This is a genomic window from Mycobacterium sp. IDUB_5 (assembly GCF_055419565.1).
This window is the reverse complement of sequence record NZ_JBVAXX010000009.1, coordinates 135303-153852: the sequence shown is the minus strand read 5'-3', so window position 1 is coordinate 153852 and position 18550 is coordinate 135303. Positions and strand designations below refer to the sequence as shown.

The following is an 18550-nucleotide window of genomic DNA, read 5'->3' as shown; positions in this document are numbered from 1 at the left end:
CACGATGTGCAATGTGCAATATATTGCCAAGGGATTCGGGACCGGCGAGCGGGTGCGCACACCGTGATCTGGCGCCGGATCGCTCGACAACACAGGAAGACGAGGACAATTCGTGGACAGTTACGACTACGTCGTGGTGGGTGCGGGGTCAGCAGGATGCGTCATCGCGGCGCGCCTGTCCGAGGACCCGTCGGCTCGGGTCCTGCTGCTGGAATCCGGCGGCGAGGACAGCCACCCGCAGATAGCGACGCCGCCGCTGTGGCCCACGCTGTGGGGCACCGAGGTCGACTACGCATATGACACTGTGGCGCAATCCGGGACCGGTGGCCTGCGACATGCCTGGCCGCGCGGGCAGACCCTCGGGGGCAGCGGCAGCATCAACGCGATGGTGTACCTGCGGGGGCATCCGAGCGATTTCGACGGATGGGCCGCGCAGGGATGCCGGGGTTGGGATCACGCGTCGGTGCTTCCCTATTTCCAGCGGATGGAGAGCGTTCCTGCGGGTGATCCGGCACACCGCGGACGGAGTGGACCGCTCCAGCCGGCACCGGTCGCGCCGGATGAGGCAAACACGCTCTCGGGGGTGTTCGTTCGGGCGGCAGCCGCAGCCGGATATCCGATCACCGATGACTTCAACGGCGCCCGGTCCGAAGGTGTTGGATGGCATGATCTCTCGATCACCGATGGTCGTCGCCAGAGTGCTGCCCTCGCATATCTGCATCCGGCGCGAGCCCGGCCCAACCTCACGGTGGCAACGGGCGCGCGGGCGCATCGGCTTCTCGTCCAGGACAGCCGCTGCGTAGGTGTCGAATATCGCAGGGGCGGCCGTGTTCTCCGCGCGTACGCCGAGGCTGAGGTGATCGTCAGTGCCGGAGCGGTGGATTCGCCCCGTCTGCTCCTGCTCTCCGGTGTGGGGCCGGCCGCCGAACTGACCGAGGCCGGCATCCCCGTCCTCCACGATCTTCCCGGGGTCGGGCGCAACCTGCATGACCATCCGCTGTGCGGTGTGGTGTGTGAAGCGGCGCAACCGATTCCGGCGGGCAAGACCAACCTCGCGGAGACATCGATGACGTGGCGCAGCGATCCGTCCCTCGACGGCCCGGACATGCAGTTGATGTTCATCCACGTGCCGTTCCACCCCCCGCACCTGTCCGCGCCGGTCAACAGCTTCACCGTGGCCGTGGCGATGGTGCCGGAGTCCCGCGGGAGCGTGCGACTGGCCGGACCGAACCCGCAGACACCGCCGATCATCGATCCCGGCTACCTGACCGCGGAATCGGACGTCCGGCGGATGGTGCACGGCGTCGACGTCGCGCGCGAGATCCTGGCTGCGGAGCCGTTTCGGGACTGGTACGCCGGCGAGGTGCTCCCCGGCGCCGACGTCGTCGATCGCCGGGGACTGCGGGACTTCGTCCGGCGTGCAACGGGGACCTACTACCACCCGGTCGGCAGTTGCGCGATGGGTATCGGTGCCGACGCGGTGGTCGATCCGCAACTGAAGGTGCAGGGCCTCGAGGGTGTGCGCGTCGCCGACGCGTCGATCATGCCGCGCATCGTCGGAGTCAACACGAACGCCGCGACGATGATGATCGCCGAGAAGGCAGCGGCGATGATCAGGGAGAGTGCGCGACGCTGATATACGATACTTTGCATGCCGGTACCGGTCGAGCGTGGCAGACATCGCCGATCGCTGCTGCGCGAGCAGGCCTACGAGTCCCTGCGCGACGCGATCGTCAACGGCACGCTGGCACCCGGAGAGAAGCTGCGAGATCCGGAGCTCGAGGAGTGGTTGGGAGTCAGTAGAACCCCGATCCGCGAGGCGCTGGCTCGGCTGGAGGCCTCGGGCTTGGTGCACACGGTGCCCGGCCGGTCGACGGTGGTCTCGGCCATCGAGGGCCGTGCCGTGCTCAACGCCCAGGACGTGGCCGCCGCCATGCACGCATTGGCGGCCCGCACGGCGGTACCGCTGATGGACAGGGCCGACTACGCCGAGATGGCTCGCGCGAACGAGGCATTCGCGGCAGCGCTGGCAAGCGGGGACGCGGAGGCGGCCATCCGCGCCGACGACGAATTCCACGGCGTCGCGGTGCGGGCCAGCGCCAATCCGGTGATCGCACAGGTGCTCGACCAGGTGACCCCGGTGTTGAGGCGTTTGGAGTACCTCCGGTTCTCGTCGCTGTCGGGCCGGAGCTCGATCGCCGAACACAAACGGATTCTTGCGCTGTGCCGCAAGGGAGATGCCGATGGTGCCGCCGAGGCCGCGCAGCGCAACTGGCTGACGCTGACCCAGATCGTGGACGACGCCGACAGCTAGCTCAGCGGGCCATCCGGTATCTGCGTTCGGGCCGACCCACCCCGTACTGCAGACGCAGCTCCACCGTTCCGGCGCTCAGATAGTGCTCGAGGTAGCGGCGGGCACTGACCCTCGAAATGCCGACCAGGTCAGCGCATTCGGCGGCAGAGACCTCGCCGGCGTCGCGTACGGCCGCGAGAACCAGCTCGCCGGTCTCGGCGCCCAGCCCCTTCGGTAGCACCTTCGCGGCTGCGGGCACCGTCGGCCCGCCGAACAGTGAATCGATCAACGACTGGTCCACACCGCCCGCGGTCTCCAGTGCGTCGGCGCGAGCGGCGTAGGCAACCAGCTTGGTCTGCAGCTGGTCGAATTCGAAGGGCTTGATCAGATAGTCGGCCGCCCCGCCGTCCAGCGCGCCGCTGACCGTGTCGAGTTCGCGCGCCGCGGTGATCATGATGACGCCCACTCTGTCGCCGTCGGCCCGCAACCGCTGGAGCACGTCGAGTCCGGTCATGTCCGGCAGGTACACGTCGAGCAGGATCAGGTCGGGATGGTGTTCCCGCGCGGCGCGCAGCGCCTCGCCGCCGGTGCGGGCCACACCGACGACGCGGAAGCCGTCGACCCGGTCCACGAAGCGCCGGTGGATCTCGGCGACCATGAAATCGTCGTCGACGACCAGCACGTCACGCATCGGTGCGCACCCCCTGTAGGCGCACGGTGAACTCGGCGCCGCCGTCGGGGACGTCACTCACGCCGACGCTCCCGCCGTGTGCGGCAGTGACGAGCCGCACCAAGGCCAGACCGATCCCGCGCCCGCCGGGCACGTCCGGTTTGGACGTGACCCCGCGGGAGAAGATCGTCTCCCGAAGATGCTCGGGTACCCCGGGTCCGGTGTCGCGCACGATGATCTCCAGTCCGTCGCTGTCGTCGATCTCCACCGTCACGACGGGTTCCGGCGCCCCGACCGAGACGTCGACCGCATTGTCGATCAGGTTGCCCAGCAGCGTGATCACGTCGGTGGCCAGTGCGGGGTCCAGTGGTGCCAGATGCGACTCGGGCGACAGCGCGAGGGCAACCCCGCTCTCGGCCGCCAGCGAGGTCTTGGCGATCAACAGCGCCGCCACCGCGGGATCGGAAATGCGTTGTGTGACTGCATCGCTGATCTCCGCCCGGCGCCGTGTCAACGTGCCGACCAGATCGCGCACGGCGTCGTATTCGCCGAGTTGGACCAGCCCGGAGATCGTGTGCAGTTGGTTGGCGAACTCGTGAGTCTGCGCCCGCAGGGTGTCGGTGACACTCTTGTGGGAGGACAGCTGGCCTTGCAGCGCAGCGAGTTCAGTGCTGTCGCGCATCGTGGTGACGGTACCGATCCGCTCACCGCCGCTGGTGGCGGCACGGCGGCTCAGCGCCAACACCCGCGTCCTGGTAGCGATCACCGTGTCTTCTGTGTCATCAGAGGCCGATCGGGTCGACCCGCCCGGGATCAGCAGGGCCACCACGGCGGGATCGATCCCCACCTCGTCGACCCGCTTGCCGACCGCGTCGGCGCCCACCTCCAGCAACTCCTGGGCGCTGTCGTTGAGCACGGTGATCTCTCCGTCGTTGTTGACCGCGATGACGCCCTCTCGAATGCTGTGCAGCAACGCTTCTCGGTGATCGGCCAGGCTGGCGATCTCCGTCACCTCCAGACCGCGGGTGTGCCGCTTGATCCGGCGCGACAGCAGGTAGGACGCGACGAGGCCGAGGGCGGCTCCGAGGCCGAGGTAGACCAACAGCCGCTCACCCGCACCGGACAGCAGCGCCCACACCGACGGATAGCCCTCGCTGACCGAGGCGATCGCCAGCACGTCACCGTCGGGGGACAGGATCGGCACCTGACCGACCAGGCTGTGTGTGCCGTCGACATCCGCGTCGCCGTACCAGGCGCGGCCCTCATCGGCGCGACTCGGCCCGAGATCCACCCGCGCCCCGACCCGGGAGGGATCCGAGGACACCCACACCGTGCCAGAAGGGGCCAGGATCTCGGCCAGGGTGGCCCCCGACAGCGCGACCGCCCGGTCGACTTCCGGGGCCAGGATGCGGCTGGCGAAGGGATCGGCGGGCGCGCGTTCGATGCGTTCCCGCACGATGGGTGTGGAGGCCATGTTCTCGGCCACCGCGATCATCCGTGTACCGCGCGCCTCACGGAATTCACTGGTCGACTGGGCCACCGACACCGCCCCGACCGCGATCAGCACGACCGCGACCACCATCAGCTGGAACGCCAGGAATTGGGCGGCCAGGCTGCGGGCGAGCGGGATGTTCTTAATGACCAGAATTTCCTTTGCGTTCTTATGCGTGACCTGAGTCACTGTCGGGGTCCAGTATTGCTGAGCATCACAATCGACTGACGGAGGACGACATGTTCGCATCGGGCCGGCGCACACCGGTCGCCGGCATCGTCCTTGCCATGATCGCCGCACTGCTGTTCACAGCATGCGGTGTGACGCGCGGCGAGGACACCGGGCTGCATCGGCTACGCATGATGGTGCCGAACAGCCCGGGCGGCGGGTACGACCTGACTGCGCGCACCGCGGTCAAGGTCATGGAAGACGACAAGATCACTGGCCGCGTCGAGGTCTTCAACGTGATCGGCGCCGGCGGAACCGTCGCGATGGCCCGGCTGATCAACGAAAAAGGCAACGGCGACCTGATGATGATGATGGGTCTGGGCGTGGTGGGCGCGACGTTCACCAATGGCTCCAAGGCCCGAGCCTCCAATGCGACCGCGCTGGCCAAGATGGTGGAGGAGCAGGAGGGCATCCTGGTCCCGGCGTCCTCACCGTTCAAGACCGTGGCCGATTTCGTCGCGGCATGGAAGGCCGACCCGGCCAAGGTCACCGTCGGCGGCGGCTCGAACCCGGGCGGCCCCGATCACCTGTTCCCTATGGAGACCGCCAAGGCGGCGGGCGTCGACCCGACGAAGGTCAACTACGTGTCGTACGACGGCGGCGGCGATCTGCTGACGGCGTTGCTGGGCAACAAGATCGCCGCGGGCACCTCCGGTCTCGGCGAGTACGTCGACCAGATCGAATCGGGCCAGGTGCGGGTGCTCGCCGTGTCGGGTGACGAGCGGGTCGAGGGCGTCGACGCGCCCACGCTGAAGGAGGCGGGTATCGACCTGACCTTCACCAACTGGCGCGGAGTGCTTGCGCCGCCGGGGATTTCCGACGAGGACCGGGACGCGATGATCAAGGTGCTGGAAGAGATGCACGCGACCGACGCCTGGAAAGAGGCGCTGGTGAAGAACGGGTGGTCCGACGCCTTCATGACGGGGCAGCCGTTCGAGGACTTCCTCGCGGAGCAGGACCAACGGGTGGAGACGACGTTGACGGATCTGGGGCTGGTATGAGCGAGATCGAGCGGACTGAGCAGACCACGGAAGCGCCGGCCCGGCCGGACTACGCGCAGTATGTCGTCTGCGCGGTGATGGTGGTCGTCGGCGCATTCCTCGTCTTCAACGGTGTGACGATGCCCGGCGGTTACGCCAAGGTCGATCCCGTTGGGCCCCGGTTGTTCCCGATCGCCATCGGTATCGGCCTGCTGGTGATGGCGGTGGTGTTGGCCATCGCGATTCCCCGCGGGTCCCGCGGTGAAGCCGATGCGGGTGAGGACATCGACCCGAACATGCCCAGCGACTGGCGCACGGTCGGCCTGCTCGTCGGTCTCTTCATCCTGCTGATCGTGCTCGTGCAGCCGCTCGGGTGGGCGATCGCCGGGGGACTGTTCTTTGCCGGGTGCGCCACCGTGCTCGGCAGCAAGCATTACGTGCGCAACATCGCGATCGGTGCCGTGCTATCGGTCGCCAGCTTCTACGCGTTCTACTCCGGGCTCGGAATCCCGCTGCCCGCAGGCGTTCTGGATGGGATTCTGTAAATGGGAAACTTCGACTGGCTCCTTCAGGGCTTCGCCGAGGCCGCCACCCCGATGAACCTGCTGTACGCCGTGATCGGCGTGCTGCTGGGCACCGCGGTCGGCGTGCTACCGGGCATCGGGCCCGCAATGACGGTGGCTCTGCTGCTGCCGATCACGTACAACGTCAGCCCCAGTGCGGCGTTCATCATGTTCGCCGGCATCTTCTACGGAGGCATGTACGGCGGCTCCACTACCTCGATCCTGTTGAACACCCCGGGCGAATCGTCGTCGGTGATCACCGCGATCGAGGGCAACAAGATGGCGAAAGCGGGGCGGGCCGCGCAAGCCCTTGCCACAGCGGCGATCGGATCGTTCGTCGCGGGGTCGATCGGTACCGCGCTGTTGGCCGCGTTCGCACCGGCGATCTCGCGCTTCGCCGTCACGCTCGGCGCGCCGTCGTACCTCGCGATCATGCTGTTCGCGCTCGTCGCCGTCACCGCCGTGCTCGGATCGTCGAAGATGCGCGGGTTGATCTCTCTGCTGCTGGGCCTGGCGATCGGCATCGTGGGCATCGACTCGCTGACCGGACAGCCGCGCGCCACGTTCGGCATCCCGTTGCTCGCCGATGGGATCGACATCGTCGTGATCGCGGTCGCGGTGTTCGCCCTCGGTGAGGCGCTGTGGGTGGCCGCGCATCTGCGCCGCCGCCCGGCCGACGTGATCCCGGTGGGACGCCCGTGGATGAGCAAGCAGGACTGGGGCCGCTCGTGGAAGCCGTGGCTGCGCGGCACCGCGTTCGGGTTCCCGTTCGGTGCACTGCCCGCCGGTGGCGCCGAGCTGCCGACGTTCCTGAGCTACATCACCGAGAAGAAGCTCTCGAAGCATCCCGAGGAGTTCGGCAAGGGCGCCATCGAAGGCGTCGCCGGGCCGGAGGCCGCCAACAACGCCTCGGCTGCAGGCACGTTGGTGCCGATGCTGTCGCTCGGTCTGCCGACCAACGCGACCGCCGCGGTGATGCTGACGGCGTTCGTGTCCTATGGCATCCAGCCGGGTCCGACGCTGTTCGAGAAAGAGCCGCTGCTGATCTGGACGCTGATCGCCAGCCTGTTCATCGGCAACTTCCTTCTCCTGGTGCTGAACCTGCCGCTGGCGCCGCTGTGGGCCAAGCTGCTGCGCACCCCGCGGCCCTACCTGTACGCGGGCATCCTGTTCTTCGCCACGCTCGGCGCGTTCGCGGTCAACCTGCAACCGCTCGATTTGGTTCTGCTGCTGATCTTCGGGCTCATGGGTCTGATGATGCGGCGCTTCGGACTTCCGGTGCTACCGCTCATCATCGGCGTCATCCTCGGCCCACGCATCGAACGCCAACTGCGGCAGAGCCTGCAGCTCGGCGGCGGCGACTGGGGCAACCTGTTCACCGAGCCGGTCGCGATCGTCACCTACATCCTGATGGCCTTGCTGCTGCTCGCACCGCTGGTGCTGCGGTTGATGCACCGCAGTGAGGAATCGTTGCTGGTGGTCGAGGACGACAAGGATCAGAAGGAAAAGGCGGGTCAGCTGTGATCGTCATCGGGTATACCGCAGATGAGTTCGGCCAGGCCGCGCTCGAGCACGGCATCTCCGAGGCCAAGCTGCGCAACACCGACCTGTTCGTCATCAACGCGACATCCGGTGAATCGTATGTGGATTCGCGATTCGCCGGCGAAGCGGAGCTACACGACGTCGAGGCGCGCCTTCGGGAATGCGGGGTTGCCTACCAGCTGACCCAGCCCGTGGGTGTCGACGCCGCCGACGAGCTGCTGACCGCGATGAACCGCGACGAGGCGCAACTGCTCGTCGTGGGCATCCGGCACCGCAGCCCGGTCGGCAAGCTCCTGCTGGGCAGCGTCGCTCAGAAGTTGATCCTGGAGTGCCCCAAGCCGGTGCTGGCGGTCAAACCCCCCGAGGGGTGATCCGCTAGAACGCTGGGATCGACTCGCGCAGATGCTGCTCCGCCCAGGGCGCGTTACGTTTTCGCTCGGCGTCAACGCGTTGTCGCCTCGCCTGCATGCGGGTGATCCGCCGCTTCGGCATGGCGAGGCCGGCACCTTGTCTCGGGGGTGGGGCGCCGCACTCGTCGACCGGTGCGGTGGGTTCGGACAGTTCGGGGAACAACAATCGGCTGCCCGGGTAGCTCGTCGAGATGTGGCCGTCAGGGTCTGTGAAAACGATCGTCCCATCGGGGTGCTGTACGTTCGACCAGCCCGGCCAGAAGGTTTTCAGCAGATGGTGCTGACGGCAGTATCCAGCCAGATTCGACGCGCACGTCGGTCCCCACGGATACGGGATCGTGTGGTCGAGGTCGTCGACGGGCCGGGTGCAGCCGGGGTGACGGCAGGTCAGGTCTCGTCCTCGCACGAAGTCGGCCAATGCTTGCGAGGGTCGGTAGCGCGGTTCCGGCGTGGCCCGGCCGGGATGGATCAGCTTCGTGGTCCTGGCGTGCATCGCGAGTTGTGCGACGACCGCCGCGGGCAGCACCGGACCGCCGAGGACTATGCCGGGCGACGCCGGACTGAACTCGCCGGGGTCTGCGTTCACTTCGGCGATGAGCTGAGGAATGGTAAAGCCGCCCAACGGTTTTGACACCATCTTCGGCGATGTGCCCGCCAGAGCGCGACGCTGCGCGGTGGGATCGCCTGTCCGTGGCTGTGGTATTTCGGCCGCGGGCTCGGGGTCTGTCGGCGTTCCGTTGCCCACGCCGCCGACGGCGTCCTCACGGGCGATGACATGGATGACGACCCCGCCGACGGGGGGTCTGGCGGCGGCGTCGCAATCGGGTTCCTCGCACATGCAGGGCAACCGGTCCCAGCCGAAGCCCATCGCTCCCAACGCTGCAGCGCGGCGCTGATCCAACGTGCGCGGATCCCGCTCGCACACCGTGCGGGCCAGCAGGTCGGCGCGCCGGTCGAATGCGGCGCCGTCTGTGGCGGTGACGGTCGCGTCCACATGTGCGACTCCGGTGGAGCCATCGGTGTACACGGTGACCCCCGTCGTCCGCACCACTTCCTCCGCCCGGCGCACCGCATACGGATCGTGACGCAGCACGAGGGTGTCGATGTCGGCCTCGGTCTGACTCAGCGACTTGACACCCCACATGCGCAGCTGCCCGGCCAGCTCAGCATCGATCGCCCGCAGTGCGGCAGGGTCCTGCACCAGCGAGGTCCGACTGCAGATGGTGCGCACCAGCAGATAGGTGATCAGCCCCTCGGCGAAGACCGCGGCGACCTCGGGCAGTCGATCCCGCAGTATGACTGCATTGGTCAGCAGCGCGTTGACCATCCCACTGGTGAGTGTCTGCGCCGCCCCGATCTGCGCACACACCGACGACCAATTGTCGCAACGCCACTGCTCGCGTTCGGCCGAACCCGAGGAGGCGTAGGCCCGCTCGAGCAGATCGGCCATCGCCGACAACCGCGCCGCGCAGGCGGCGTTCTCGACCCGCGCATACGCCCGCACCCGCTCACCAGGGGTGGTGGCGCCGCTGACGAAACGTTCGAACATACCGTCGAATCTATGCGCGTGCCGCTGCTCTCCGCCACGCCATCTGCGGTCAGCTGTGGATAACGACCACGCCGTGAATAAACCGCCTGCGCAGCGTGATTCGTGTCAGACCTCTGTGGTAACGCCCTACAGGGTCAGCCTGATCGTCCCGTCAACAACCTGCACGGGGTAGCTGCGTACCGCGAAGTCGGTGCCGGATACCGTGCCGGATACCTCAGTGCCCGTGGACAGGTCGAAGGTGTGCCCGTGCAGCGGGCACACCACCACGCAGTCGTCGGTGAGCCCGTCGGCGAGCGGGCCGCCCCGATGCGGGCAGACCGCGTCGAGCGCGCGCAGCGTCTCGTCTCGGAGGCGAAACACCGCCACCTGGCGCCCGCCGACCGCGAACGTGCGTCCCTCGCCTAGCGGTATCTCGTCGAGCGAGCCGACCTCAACGGTCATCGCACCGGCACCTGGGGGAGCGGCAGCAGCGGCAGCGACGTCCGAAACTGCCCGTTGGTCTGAGGCTCTCGACCATCGAGCCACGGATCCCGGTACGCGTCAACCGACTTCTGCATCCGCTCGTCCAGCCCCGCGGCCAACCCGTCGGCGTCCTCGACCACCACTGCCCGGATGTGGTCGATCCCGACCCTCGGCACCCAGCTGTACGTGCGCTCCAACCACTTTGCGCTCTCCCGGTAGTACTGCAGGAATCGGCCCGTCAGCGTCATCACCTCGTCGGCGGAGTCCACCGTCGCCAGCAGGTCACCTTTGCGGATGTGCGCCCCGGCCGCCCCACCGACGTAGATCTCCCAGCGGCCGCCCTCGACAGCGACCACCCCGAGGTCCTTGCACAGCGCCTCCGCGCAGTTGCGCGGGCACCCCGTGACGGCCAGCTTCATCTTCGCCGGGCTGGCCAGCCCCTGATAGCGCTCTTCGATCGCGATGCCCAACGCCGTCGAGTCGCCCACCCCGTAGCGGCAGAAGTCGCTCCCCACACAGGTTTTCACCGTCCGGAAACTCTTGCCGTAGGCATATCCGGACGGCATGTCCAGATCTGCCCACACCGCGGGAAGGTCCTCTTTGCGGATGCCCAGAAGGTCGATCCGCTGACCACCGGTGCACTTGATCATCGGGATGTCGTATTTGTCGGCGACGTCGGCGATCTTGCGCAGCTGAGCGGCGCTGGTCACGCCGCCCTTCATCTGCGGCACCACCGAGAACGTGCCGTCCCGCTGGATGTTGGCATGCACGCGATCGTTGATGAACCGGGCGTCGCGTTCGTCGACGAACTCGTCGGCCCACATCATCTCCAGCAGCGACGCGAGCGCCATCTTCGAGCCGGCGTCGGGCTTGCCGTCGGGAGCAAGCGCAGCGAACACCGATGACACCGAATGCAATTGGAGTTCACGGATGTGGCTCATCAGAGTCTGCTTGTCGTACGGCAACGCGGGTACGTACCAGGACGCCGACGGATCCTCGGTGACAGCACCTCCGGCCGCCCACTCCACGACCTGGCAGACCAGCTCTTTACAGGAGCCACACCCCTTGCCCGCCTTGGTCTTCGCCATCACTCCGGTCACCGACGTCGTACCGTCCTGCACGCATTCCACCAGCGCGCCCTTGGACACACCGTTGCAGTTGCACACCTGGGCGTCGTCAGCGAGCTCGGCGATACCGACGCCGACCTCGGGGGTGCCGATGTCGAACATCAGCGCCACCCGCTCGTCGGGTAGCGGCAGCCCGCTGTCGAACGCCTGGGTCAGGAACGACACCTTGGACACGTCGCCGACCAACGTGGCGCCCACCAGCTTGCCGTCGCGGATCACCACGGTCTTGTACACGCCGTGTTTGGGTTCGCTGTACTGCACGAACTCGTCATCGGGATGCTCGGGTGCCTTGACGCCCATCGAGGCGACGTCGACCCCGGCCACCTTGAGCTTCGTCGCCACCCGCGAGCCGTGGTAGGCGGCGGTGACGTCCGCGCCGGTGAGATGATCGGCCAGCACGCGGGCCTGCTCCCACAGCGGGGCCACCAGACCGTAGACCTGGCCGCGATGCTGGGCGCACTCGCCGACGACGTAGACGTCGTCGTCATCGATCGAGCGCATGTGGTCGTCGGTGACGATCGCGCGTTCCACCGTGAGCCCGGCCCGTTGTGCCAGGCCGACATTCGGCCGGATGCCGGCGGCGATCACCAGCATGTCGCAGTCCAGCCGGGAGCCGTCGGAGAACCGGATGCCGGTCAGTCGCCCGTCGGTCACCAGGACCTCACTGGTGCGCTTCTCCGTGTGTACCCCGATGCCCAGCGATTCGACCGATGCCCGCAGGATCGCCCCAGCGGGGTCGTCGAGTTGCGCGTTCATCAGCGTGGGGCCGGCATGCACGACATCCACTGCGAGACCGCGGTTCTGCAGCCCGCGCGCGGCTTCGAGACCCAGCAGACCGCCCCCGACCACGACCGCCTTGGTGCGGTGCGCCGCCTCGGCGATCATCGACGCGGTGTCGTCGAGTGTGCGGAATCCGAAAACCCCGTCGGCCAATGTCTTGTCGTCGGCCCACAGTCCGGCCATCGGCGGGAAGAACGAGCGACTACCGGTCGCGAGGATCAGCTTGTCGTAGTGCAGTGTGGTGCCGTCGTCGGCGTGTACGAGGTGCGCGAACGTGTCCAGCCGCACCACGCGCACCCCGGCGCGCAGCTCGATGTCGTTGTCGGCGTACCAGTCCAGCGCATTGAGGTAGATGTCGGTCGGATCGTCGGCCCCGGCCAACACGTTCGACAACAGGATGCGGTTGTAGTTGCCGTACGGCTCGTCGCCGAAGACGGTGATCTGGAACTGCTCACCACCGCCCCGGGCGAGGATCTCCTCCAGCGCGCGGATGCCGGCCATCCCGTTGCCGACGACGACGAGGCGTTGCGCCACCGTCTACACCTCGACCAGACCGAGATCGACGATCACGGTTCCCGCCACCCCGTCGGGCGCGCTCACGTAGAGCTCGAGCTCGGTGTCGGCGAGCAGATCCTCGACGACTCGTAGCGCAACATGGGTGGCGCCCTTGGCGGCTATCGGGAAGTACCGCATCGGAGCGCCGTCCCGATAGAGCACGACGCTGATCATCTCGTCGGTCGAATTGCCGCCACGGAAGTACACAGGTTGCGCGATGGCGCCCGCGGGCACCACGTACCGCAACGAGGCATCTACGGGCAGGGGCGCGTCATAGCCGCCCCCGGCAAAGGCGAAAACCCCTTGCAGGAAACGCGGACTGCTTCCATCGGACATCCTGTGAAGCTAGGAGCCCCGTGTTTCCGTATGGTTTCGGCGATGCTGCGCCCGTGGATACCCCCGCTCACATCGCGGGCGCCTCACGGTGAGCCGGCAGGCGATGTGAGGGCGAGTTTTCTTCTGCGTCATCGAGGTGCAACGGGTAGGGAATGACCTGGGCTTTCACTGACCCCATGGCAACAGCGACATCCGGAACAGCGGGCAAGCGCGACATCGAGCACTGGGATCCCGAAGACACCCAAGCCTGGGAGGCGGGCGGCAAGGACGTCGCGCGCCGCAATCTCGTCTGGTCGGTGATCGCCGAACACGTCGGCTTCTCCGTCTGGTCGATCTGGTCGGTGATGGTGCTCTTCATGCCGCAGAACGTCTACGGCATCGACGCGGCGGGCAAGTTCTACCTCGTCGCGGTGCCGACGCTGGTGGGTGCGTTCATGCGCATCCCCTATACCATCGCCCCGGCCCGGTTCGGCGGACGGAACTGGACGATCGTCAGTGCTCTGCTGCTGCTCATCCCGACCCTGCTGACGCTGTACTTCATGAAGAACCCGGCGTCCTACACCACCTATCTGGTCGTCGCCGCCTTCGCCGGCTTCGGCGGCGGGAACTTCGCCTCCTCGATGACCAACATCAACGCGTTCTACCCGCAGCGGCTCAAAGGCTGGGCGCTCGGGCTCAACGCCGGCGGCGGCAACATCGGCGTACCGGTCATCCAGCTCATTGGCCTGCTGGTGATCGCCACCGCCGGCAACACAAGGCCCGAGATCGTCTGTGCGGTCTACCTCGTGGCGATCAGCGCGGCCGCGCTGGGTGCGGCGCTGAAGATGGACAACCTGCGGAACCAGAAATCGAATCTCGGCGCACTCACCGAAGCGCTGCGCTTCAAGCATTCCTGGGTGATGAGCTTCCTCTACATCGGCACCTTCGGTTCGTTCATCGGCTTCTCGTTCGCCTTCGGCCAGGTGCTGCAGATCAACTATCTCGCCGGCGGCGACAGCCCCGCTCAGGCCTCGCTGCACGCCGCTCAGATCGCCTTTCTCGGGCCGCTTCTCGGTTCGATCTCGCGTCCGTTCGGCGGCAAGCTCGCCGACCGTATCGGCGGCGGCAAGATCACGCTCTACACCTTCGTGGCGATGATGTTCGCCGCCGGCATCCTGATCGTCGCGGGGACACTGGATGACGCGCAGGCTGGCGCGGCCACCGGCGGTCAGATGGCGGGCTATCTCGCCGGTTTCATCCTGCTGTTCGTGCTGTCGGGCATCGGCAACGGCTCGACCTACAAGATGATTCCGTCGATCTTCGAAGCCAAGGCCCAGGGTCGCGACGATCTGGACCGTGAGCAGAAGGCCGCGTGGTCGCGGGCGATGTCGGGTGCGCTGATCGGATTCGCCGGCGCCGTCGGCGCGCTGGGAGGCGTGTTCATCAACATCGTGCTGCGGGCGTCCTACGTCGGCGACGCGAAGTCGGCGACCAACGCGTTCTGGGTGTTCGGCATCTTCTACGTGGTCTGCGCCATCGTGACCTGGGTCGTGTTCCTGCGCCTCGGGGAGAACCGTGCCCGCAGCGGTGAACACCTCGGACGGTCGGCCACGCCGGTCGCCGCCGGATAAACATGCCACGCACCGCCTGTTCGTACTGCGGTGTCGGGTGCGGGATCTCGGTGCAGACCCGCCCCGACGCCGCGACCGGCGCACCTGTCATCGCGACGGTGTCCGGTGACACCCTGCACCCGACGAACGCCGGTCGGTTGTGCACCAAGGGGGCGACACACGCGGAGATGATGGCCGCCACCGACGGCCGCCTGACGACGGCGCTGATGCGGCCCTCGCGCGGAGCCGACCCGGTGGCACTCGACGTGGACGACGCACTCGCCGAGGCGGGCCGGCGGCTGCGCGCGATCGTCGACGAACACGGCCCCGACGCGGTGGCGATCTACGTCTCGGGACAGATGTCGATCGAATCGCAGTACCTGGCTACGAAACTCGCCAAGGGTTTCCTGCGCACAGTCCACCTGGAATCCAACTCGCGCCTGTGCATGGCCAGCGCCGGAGTCGGCTACAAGCAGTCGCTGGGCGCCGACGGACCGCCAGGGTCCTACAACGACTTCGATTGCACCGACCTGTTCTTCGTGATCGGGTCCAACATGGCCGACTGCCACCCGATTCTGTTCCTGCGGATGGCCGATCGTCTCAAGGCCGGTGCGAAACTCATCGTCGTCGATCCCCGTCGGACCACCACCGCCGACAAGGCCGATCTGTACCTGCAGATCCGGCCCGGTACGGATCTCGCCCTGCTCAACGGCATTCTTCATCTGCTCGTCGCCGAGGGCGCAATCGACGAGCAGTTCATCGCGGAGCACACGGAGGGCTGGGAGGCGATGCCGGCCTTCCTCGCCGACTACCCGACGGACCGCGTGGCCGACATCACCGGGCTCTCCGAAGCCGACATCCGCACGGCGGCGACGATGATCGCCGAAGCGGGGGAGTGGATGACGTGCTGGACGATGGGTCTGAACCAGAGCACCCACGGCACCGCCAGCACCATCGCGATCTGCAACCTGCATCTGGCCACCGGCGCGATCTGCCGGCCGGGCAGCGGGCCGATGTCGCTGACCGGGCAGCCCAACGCCATGGGCGGGCGCGAGATGGGGTACATGGGTCCGGGTCTGCCGGGGCAGCGCGCCGTGCTCTCCTCGCGCGATCGCGCGTTCGTCGAAGAGCAGTGGGGGCTGGAGCCGGACACCATCCGCACCGACGTCGGGCCGGGCACCGTCGAGATGTTCCGCAGAATGGCCGACGGGCAGATCAAAGCCGTCTGGATCATCTGCACCAATCCCGTTGCGAGCGTTGCGAATCGCGCTACAGTCCTGGCGGGTTTGGAGGAAGCCGAGCTGGTGATCGCGCAGGACGCGTACGCCGAGACCGCCACCACCCGCCACGCCGACATCGTGTTGCCGGCCACGTTGTGGGCGGAAGCGGACGCGGTGATGGTCAACTCCGACCGCACCATGACGCTTTTGGCGCAGGCGATTCCGCCGCTGGGGGAGGCCCGCCCGGACTGGGAGCTGATCTGCGGGGTCGCTCGCCACCTCGGTTTCGGCGACGATTTCGATTACAAATCCAGCGAAGAGATCTTCGACGAGATCCGCCGGTTCTCCAATCCGGACACCGGCTATGACCTGCGTGGCATCACCTACGAGCGGCTGCGCGGCGCTCCTGTGCAGTGGCCGTGCCCGCCCGAGGACGATCCCGCCGGATCGCCGGACCGCAATCCGATCCGCTACCTGAACGACGGTGTTTCGCAAACCCTGTTCGTCGGCGCCGACGGTCACCGCCCACGCCTGGCGTTCCCGACTCCGTCTCGGCGTGCCGTGTTCCATCCGCGGCCGCACGTCGACGCCGCGGAGCGTCCCGACGATGACTACCCCGCCGTCTTGAACACCGGTCGGCTGCAACATCAGTGGCATACGATGACCAAGACCGGCAGGGTCGCCAAGCTCACCAAGCTCAATCCCAAGCCGTTCATCGAGATCCATCCCGACGACGCCGAGGCCGCGCAGATCGCGAACGGGAGCGCGGTCGAGGTGGTGTCCCGGCGGGGCCGTGCGGTCCTGCCGGCCCTTGTCACCGATCGCGTCAGACCGGGGAACACGTGGGTGCCGTTCCACTGGAACGACGAGCACGGTCCGGACCTGACTGTCAACGCGCTGACCAACGACGCGGTCGATCCCGCGTCACTGCAGCCGGAGTTCAAAATCTGTGCGGTGCGGCTGGCACCTCTGCCCGCGCCGGATATGGCCGAGCACGAGAAGTTCTATGTCCAAGGGTTTCTCGCCGGCATCGAGCAGGGCCGACCGGGTGTCCCGGTGCTACCCGCCGACGCCCCGCTGAGTATGCAGACCCGGCTGTTCGTCGAGGGCATGCTGGCCGGCCGCTACTCTCGCGCACCCGAGACATCCACGCCCGATGGACCTTTGGTGCTGTGGGCGTCGCAGACCGGCAATGCCGAGGAGTTCGCGGAACAGGTCAGTCGGCGGCTCGGCGGGGCGCGCCTGGCGGCGATGGATGACGTCGACGTCGCGGAGCTCACCGACGCGGGTGAGGTGGTCATCGTCACCAGTACATTCGGCGACGGCGGTCCGCCTGACAACGGAACCGCCTTTTGGGAGCGGTTGGCCGACGAGGACGCTCCTGCACTCGGCGGGCTGCGCTACTCGGTGCTCGGTCTCGGTGACCGCTCCTACGGCAACTTCTGCGGCCACGCGAAGTCTCTGGATGCCCGGCTGACCGCGCTGGGAGCCACCAGGGTGCTCGACCGCGCCGACTGCGAGGTTCACGACCAGGCACCGATGACCCGATGGGCGGACGCGGTGGTCGAGACGCTGACCGGTGAGGCGCCCACCGAGACCGAGGCGCCTTCGGCCCCGACGTTGTTCACGCGGGCGAGTCCCGTCGACGCGCCTCTGTGCCGCAACGTGGCGCTCACGCCACCCGATGCGGCGAAAGAGGTGCGGCAGTTCGGGTTCGACATCAGCGGCCACGACGTCTCCTACGCTGCGGGGGACTCGCTGGGCGTGTACGTGCGGAACTCCGAGAGCACCGTCGAAACGTGGCTGCGGGCAACAGGATTCACCGGTGGCGAGGACGCGCTCGTCGACGGTGTGACGATGCCGTTGAGGGAGGCGTTGACCACTCACTACGACGTGTGCAAGGTGACTGCCGACCTGGTCTCCTTCGTCGCCGAGCATGCCCGGGACGCGTCATCGCTGCGGCGGCTGCGCAACGATCGACGGGAGTGGGATCGATGGCTGCTCAATCGCAACGCTCTCGATCTGGTGGCGCAATTCGGGGTGCGTGCCGACCTCGAGTTGTGGCAGGAAGTGCTGGTGCGCTTGACCCCGCGGCAGTATTCGATCTCGTCCAGCCCATTGGTCAGTCCGCACGAGGTGCAGCTGACCGTGTCGGTGGTGCGCTACCGCAATCCCGGCGGAGAGTTGCGCGGCGGGGTCGGATCGACGCACCTGGCCGACCTGCCCGACGGGACACCGGTGCCGGTCTTCTTGCAGCGGTCACCACATTTCCGGCCGCCGACGGACCCGAGCACCCCGATGATCATGGTGGGCCCGGGCACCGGCGTCGCGCCGTTCCGCGGGTTCCTGCAGGATCGCCGCGCCCGCGGCCACACCGGGCCGAACTGGCTGTTCTTCGGCGATCAGCACCGGGCGCAGAACTTCTACTATCGAGAAGACCTGCAGGACATGGTCTCTGACGGGTTTCTCAACCGTCTCGACCTGGCGTTCTCGCGCGACCAGGCTCAGAGGATCTATGTGCAGCACAAGATGCTGGACTACGGCGCCGACGTGTGGCGGTGGCTGGAGGACGGCGCGCACTTCTACGTGTGTGGGGACGCGACGCGGATGGCCAAGGACGTCGACGACGCCCTCACAGCGATCATCCGAACCCACGGCGGCATGAACGACGAGGCCTCGCGGGCCTACAAGCGGGGGCTGGTCGCCGACAAGCGGTACGTGCGCGACGTCTACTGACCGGCTGGCAGGATCGCG

General features: G+C 67.3%; 14 protein-coding genes. 8 read left to right on the top strand and 6 right to left on the bottom strand.

Going from position 1 to position 18550, the window contains the following annotated elements; genetic code table 11:
• The first annotated feature begins 112 nt into the window (after nt 1-112).
• Nucleotides 113-1636, top strand: coding sequence for a GMC family oxidoreductase (locus ACZY1G_RS26600; RefSeq protein WP_463818190.1), 1524 nt, complete (start codon nt 113-115; stop codon nt 1634-1636).
• A gap of 15 nt (nt 1637-1651) precedes the next feature.
• On the top strand, nt 1652-2314 hold the full coding sequence (locus tag ACZY1G_RS26595) for a GntR family transcriptional regulator (RefSeq protein WP_463818189.1): 663 nt from the start codon (nt 1652-1654) through the stop codon (nt 2312-2314).
• Nucleotide 2315: 1 nt separating this feature from the next.
• Here the strand turns inward: ACZY1G_RS26595 and ACZY1G_RS26590 are convergent, their stop codons facing one another.
• Nucleotides 2316-2984 carry a response regulator gene (locus tag ACZY1G_RS26590; RefSeq protein ID WP_463818188.1) on the bottom strand — a complete coding sequence of 223 codons (669 nt, stop codon included), beginning with the start codon at nt 2982-2984 and terminating at the stop codon, nt 2316-2318.
• Nucleotides 2977-4545 (bottom strand): sensor histidine kinase, encoded by a 1569-nt coding sequence (locus ACZY1G_RS26585; RefSeq protein ID WP_463818287.1) that lies wholly within the window; start codon nt 4543-4545, stop codon nt 2977-2979. Before ACZY1G_RS26585 ends, ACZY1G_RS26590 begins: the two co-directional genes overlap by 8 nt.
• A 149-nt stretch (nt 4546-4694) precedes the next feature.
• On the opposite strand from ACZY1G_RS26585, the gene ACZY1G_RS26580 reads away from it, so the two are divergent.
• From ACZY1G_RS26580 to ACZY1G_RS26565, 4 genes are read left to right on the top strand one after another with little or no spacing between them, the layout of a single operon-like run.
• Entirely contained in the window at nt 4695-5684 is a 990-nt protein-coding gene (locus tag ACZY1G_RS26580; protein ID WP_463818187.1) for a Bug family tripartite tricarboxylate transporter substrate binding protein, read from the top strand.
• On the top strand, nt 5681-6208 hold the full coding sequence (locus tag ACZY1G_RS26575) for a tripartite tricarboxylate transporter TctB family protein (protein WP_463824045.1): 528 nt from the start codon (nt 5681-5683) through the stop codon (nt 6206-6208). Before ACZY1G_RS26580 ends, ACZY1G_RS26575 begins: the two co-directional genes overlap by 4 nt.
• Nucleotides 6209-7750, top strand: coding sequence for a tripartite tricarboxylate transporter permease (locus ACZY1G_RS26570; protein ID WP_463818185.1), 1542 nt, complete (start codon nt 6209-6211; stop codon nt 7748-7750).
• On the top strand, nt 7747-8139 hold the full coding sequence (locus tag ACZY1G_RS26565; RefSeq protein WP_463818184.1) for a universal stress protein: 393 nt from the start codon (nt 7747-7749) through the stop codon (nt 8137-8139). The genes ACZY1G_RS26570 and ACZY1G_RS26565 overlap by 4 nt, the downstream gene beginning before the upstream one ends.
• A 4-nt stretch (nt 8140-8143) precedes the next feature.
• Here the strand turns inward: ACZY1G_RS26565 and ACZY1G_RS26560 are convergent, their stop codons facing one another.
• From ACZY1G_RS26560 to ACZY1G_RS26545, 4 genes are all read right to left on the bottom strand, one after another.
• The gene (locus ACZY1G_RS26560; RefSeq protein ID WP_463824044.1) at nt 8144-9727 is read right to left on the bottom strand and encodes an HNH endonuclease signature motif containing protein; all 1584 of its coding nucleotides are present in this window, start codon (nt 9725-9727) and stop codon (nt 8144-8146) included.
• Nucleotides 9728-9853: 126 nt separating this feature from the next.
• Nucleotides 9854-10168, bottom strand: a complete 315-nt coding sequence (locus ACZY1G_RS26555) for a Rieske (2Fe-2S) protein (RefSeq protein WP_463818182.1) — start codon at nt 10166-10168, stop codon at nt 9854-9856.
• Entirely contained in the window at nt 10165-12630 is a 2466-nt protein-coding gene (gene nirB / locus ACZY1G_RS26550; protein WP_463824043.1) for a nitrite reductase large subunit NirB, read from the bottom strand. Before nirB ends, ACZY1G_RS26555 begins: the two co-directional genes overlap by 4 nt.
• 3 nt (nt 12631-12633) lie before the next feature.
• Nucleotides 12634-12987: a molybdopterin oxidoreductase gene (locus ACZY1G_RS26545; RefSeq protein ID WP_463824042.1), complete on the bottom strand. Its 354-nt coding sequence runs from the start codon at nt 12985-12987 to the stop codon at nt 12634-12636.
• Between the two features lie 176 nt (nt 12988-13163).
• On the opposite strand from ACZY1G_RS26545, the gene ACZY1G_RS26540 reads away from it, so the two are divergent.
• Together ACZY1G_RS26540 and ACZY1G_RS26535 are read left to right on the top strand one after the other, a co-directional pair.
• Entirely contained in the window at nt 13164-14597 is a 1434-nt protein-coding gene (locus ACZY1G_RS26540; RefSeq protein ID WP_463824041.1) for a nitrate/nitrite transporter, read from the top strand.
• Nucleotides 14598-14599: 2 nt separating this feature from the next.
• Complete coding sequence (locus ACZY1G_RS26535) at nt 14600-18532, top strand: molybdopterin-dependent oxidoreductase (protein ID WP_463824039.1); 3933 nt, start codon at nt 14600-14602, stop codon at nt 18530-18532.
• Nucleotides 18533-18550: the final 18 nt, after the last annotated feature.

What these genes read in the sequence shown, in the direction of transcription:
- ACZY1G_RS26560 (WP_463824044.1), bottom strand. Translation starts at nt 9,727, where the DNA reads ATGTTCGAACGTTTCGTCAGCGGCGCCACCACCCCTGGTGAGCGGGTG.
- ACZY1G_RS26590 (WP_463818188.1), bottom strand. Translation starts at nt 2,984, where the DNA reads ATGCGTGACGTGCTGGTCGTCGACGACGATTTCATGGTCGCCGAGATC.
- ACZY1G_RS26535 (WP_463824039.1), top strand. Translation starts at nt 14,600, where the DNA reads ATGCCACGCACCGCCTGTTCGTACTGCGGTGTCGGGTGCGGGATCTCG.
- ACZY1G_RS26540 (WP_463824041.1), top strand. Translation starts at nt 13,164, where the DNA reads ATGGCAACAGCGACATCCGGAACAGCGGGCAAGCGCGACATCGAGCAC.
- ACZY1G_RS26585 (WP_463818287.1), bottom strand. Translation starts at nt 4,545, where the DNA reads ATGGTGGTCGCGGTCGTGCTGATCGCGGTCGGGGCGGTGTCGGTGGCC.
- ACZY1G_RS26580 (WP_463818187.1), top strand. Translation starts at nt 4,695, where the DNA reads ATGTTCGCATCGGGCCGGCGCACACCGGTCGCCGGCATCGTCCTTGCC.
- ACZY1G_RS26595 (WP_463818189.1), top strand. Translation starts at nt 1,652, where the DNA reads ATGCCGGTACCGGTCGAGCGTGGCAGACATCGCCGATCGCTGCTGCGC.
- ACZY1G_RS26575 (WP_463824045.1), top strand. Translation starts at nt 5,681, where the DNA reads ATGAGCGAGATCGAGCGGACTGAGCAGACCACGGAAGCGCCGGCCCGG.
- ACZY1G_RS26545 (WP_463824042.1), bottom strand. Translation starts at nt 12,987, where the DNA reads ATGTCCGATGGAAGCAGTCCGCGTTTCCTGCAAGGGGTTTTCGCCTTT.
- ACZY1G_RS26570 (WP_463818185.1), top strand. Translation starts at nt 6,209, where the DNA reads ATGGGAAACTTCGACTGGCTCCTTCAGGGCTTCGCCGAGGCCGCCACC.
- ACZY1G_RS26555 (WP_463818182.1), bottom strand. Translation starts at nt 10,168, where the DNA reads ATGACCGTTGAGGTCGGCTCGCTCGACGAGATACCGCTAGGCGAGGGA.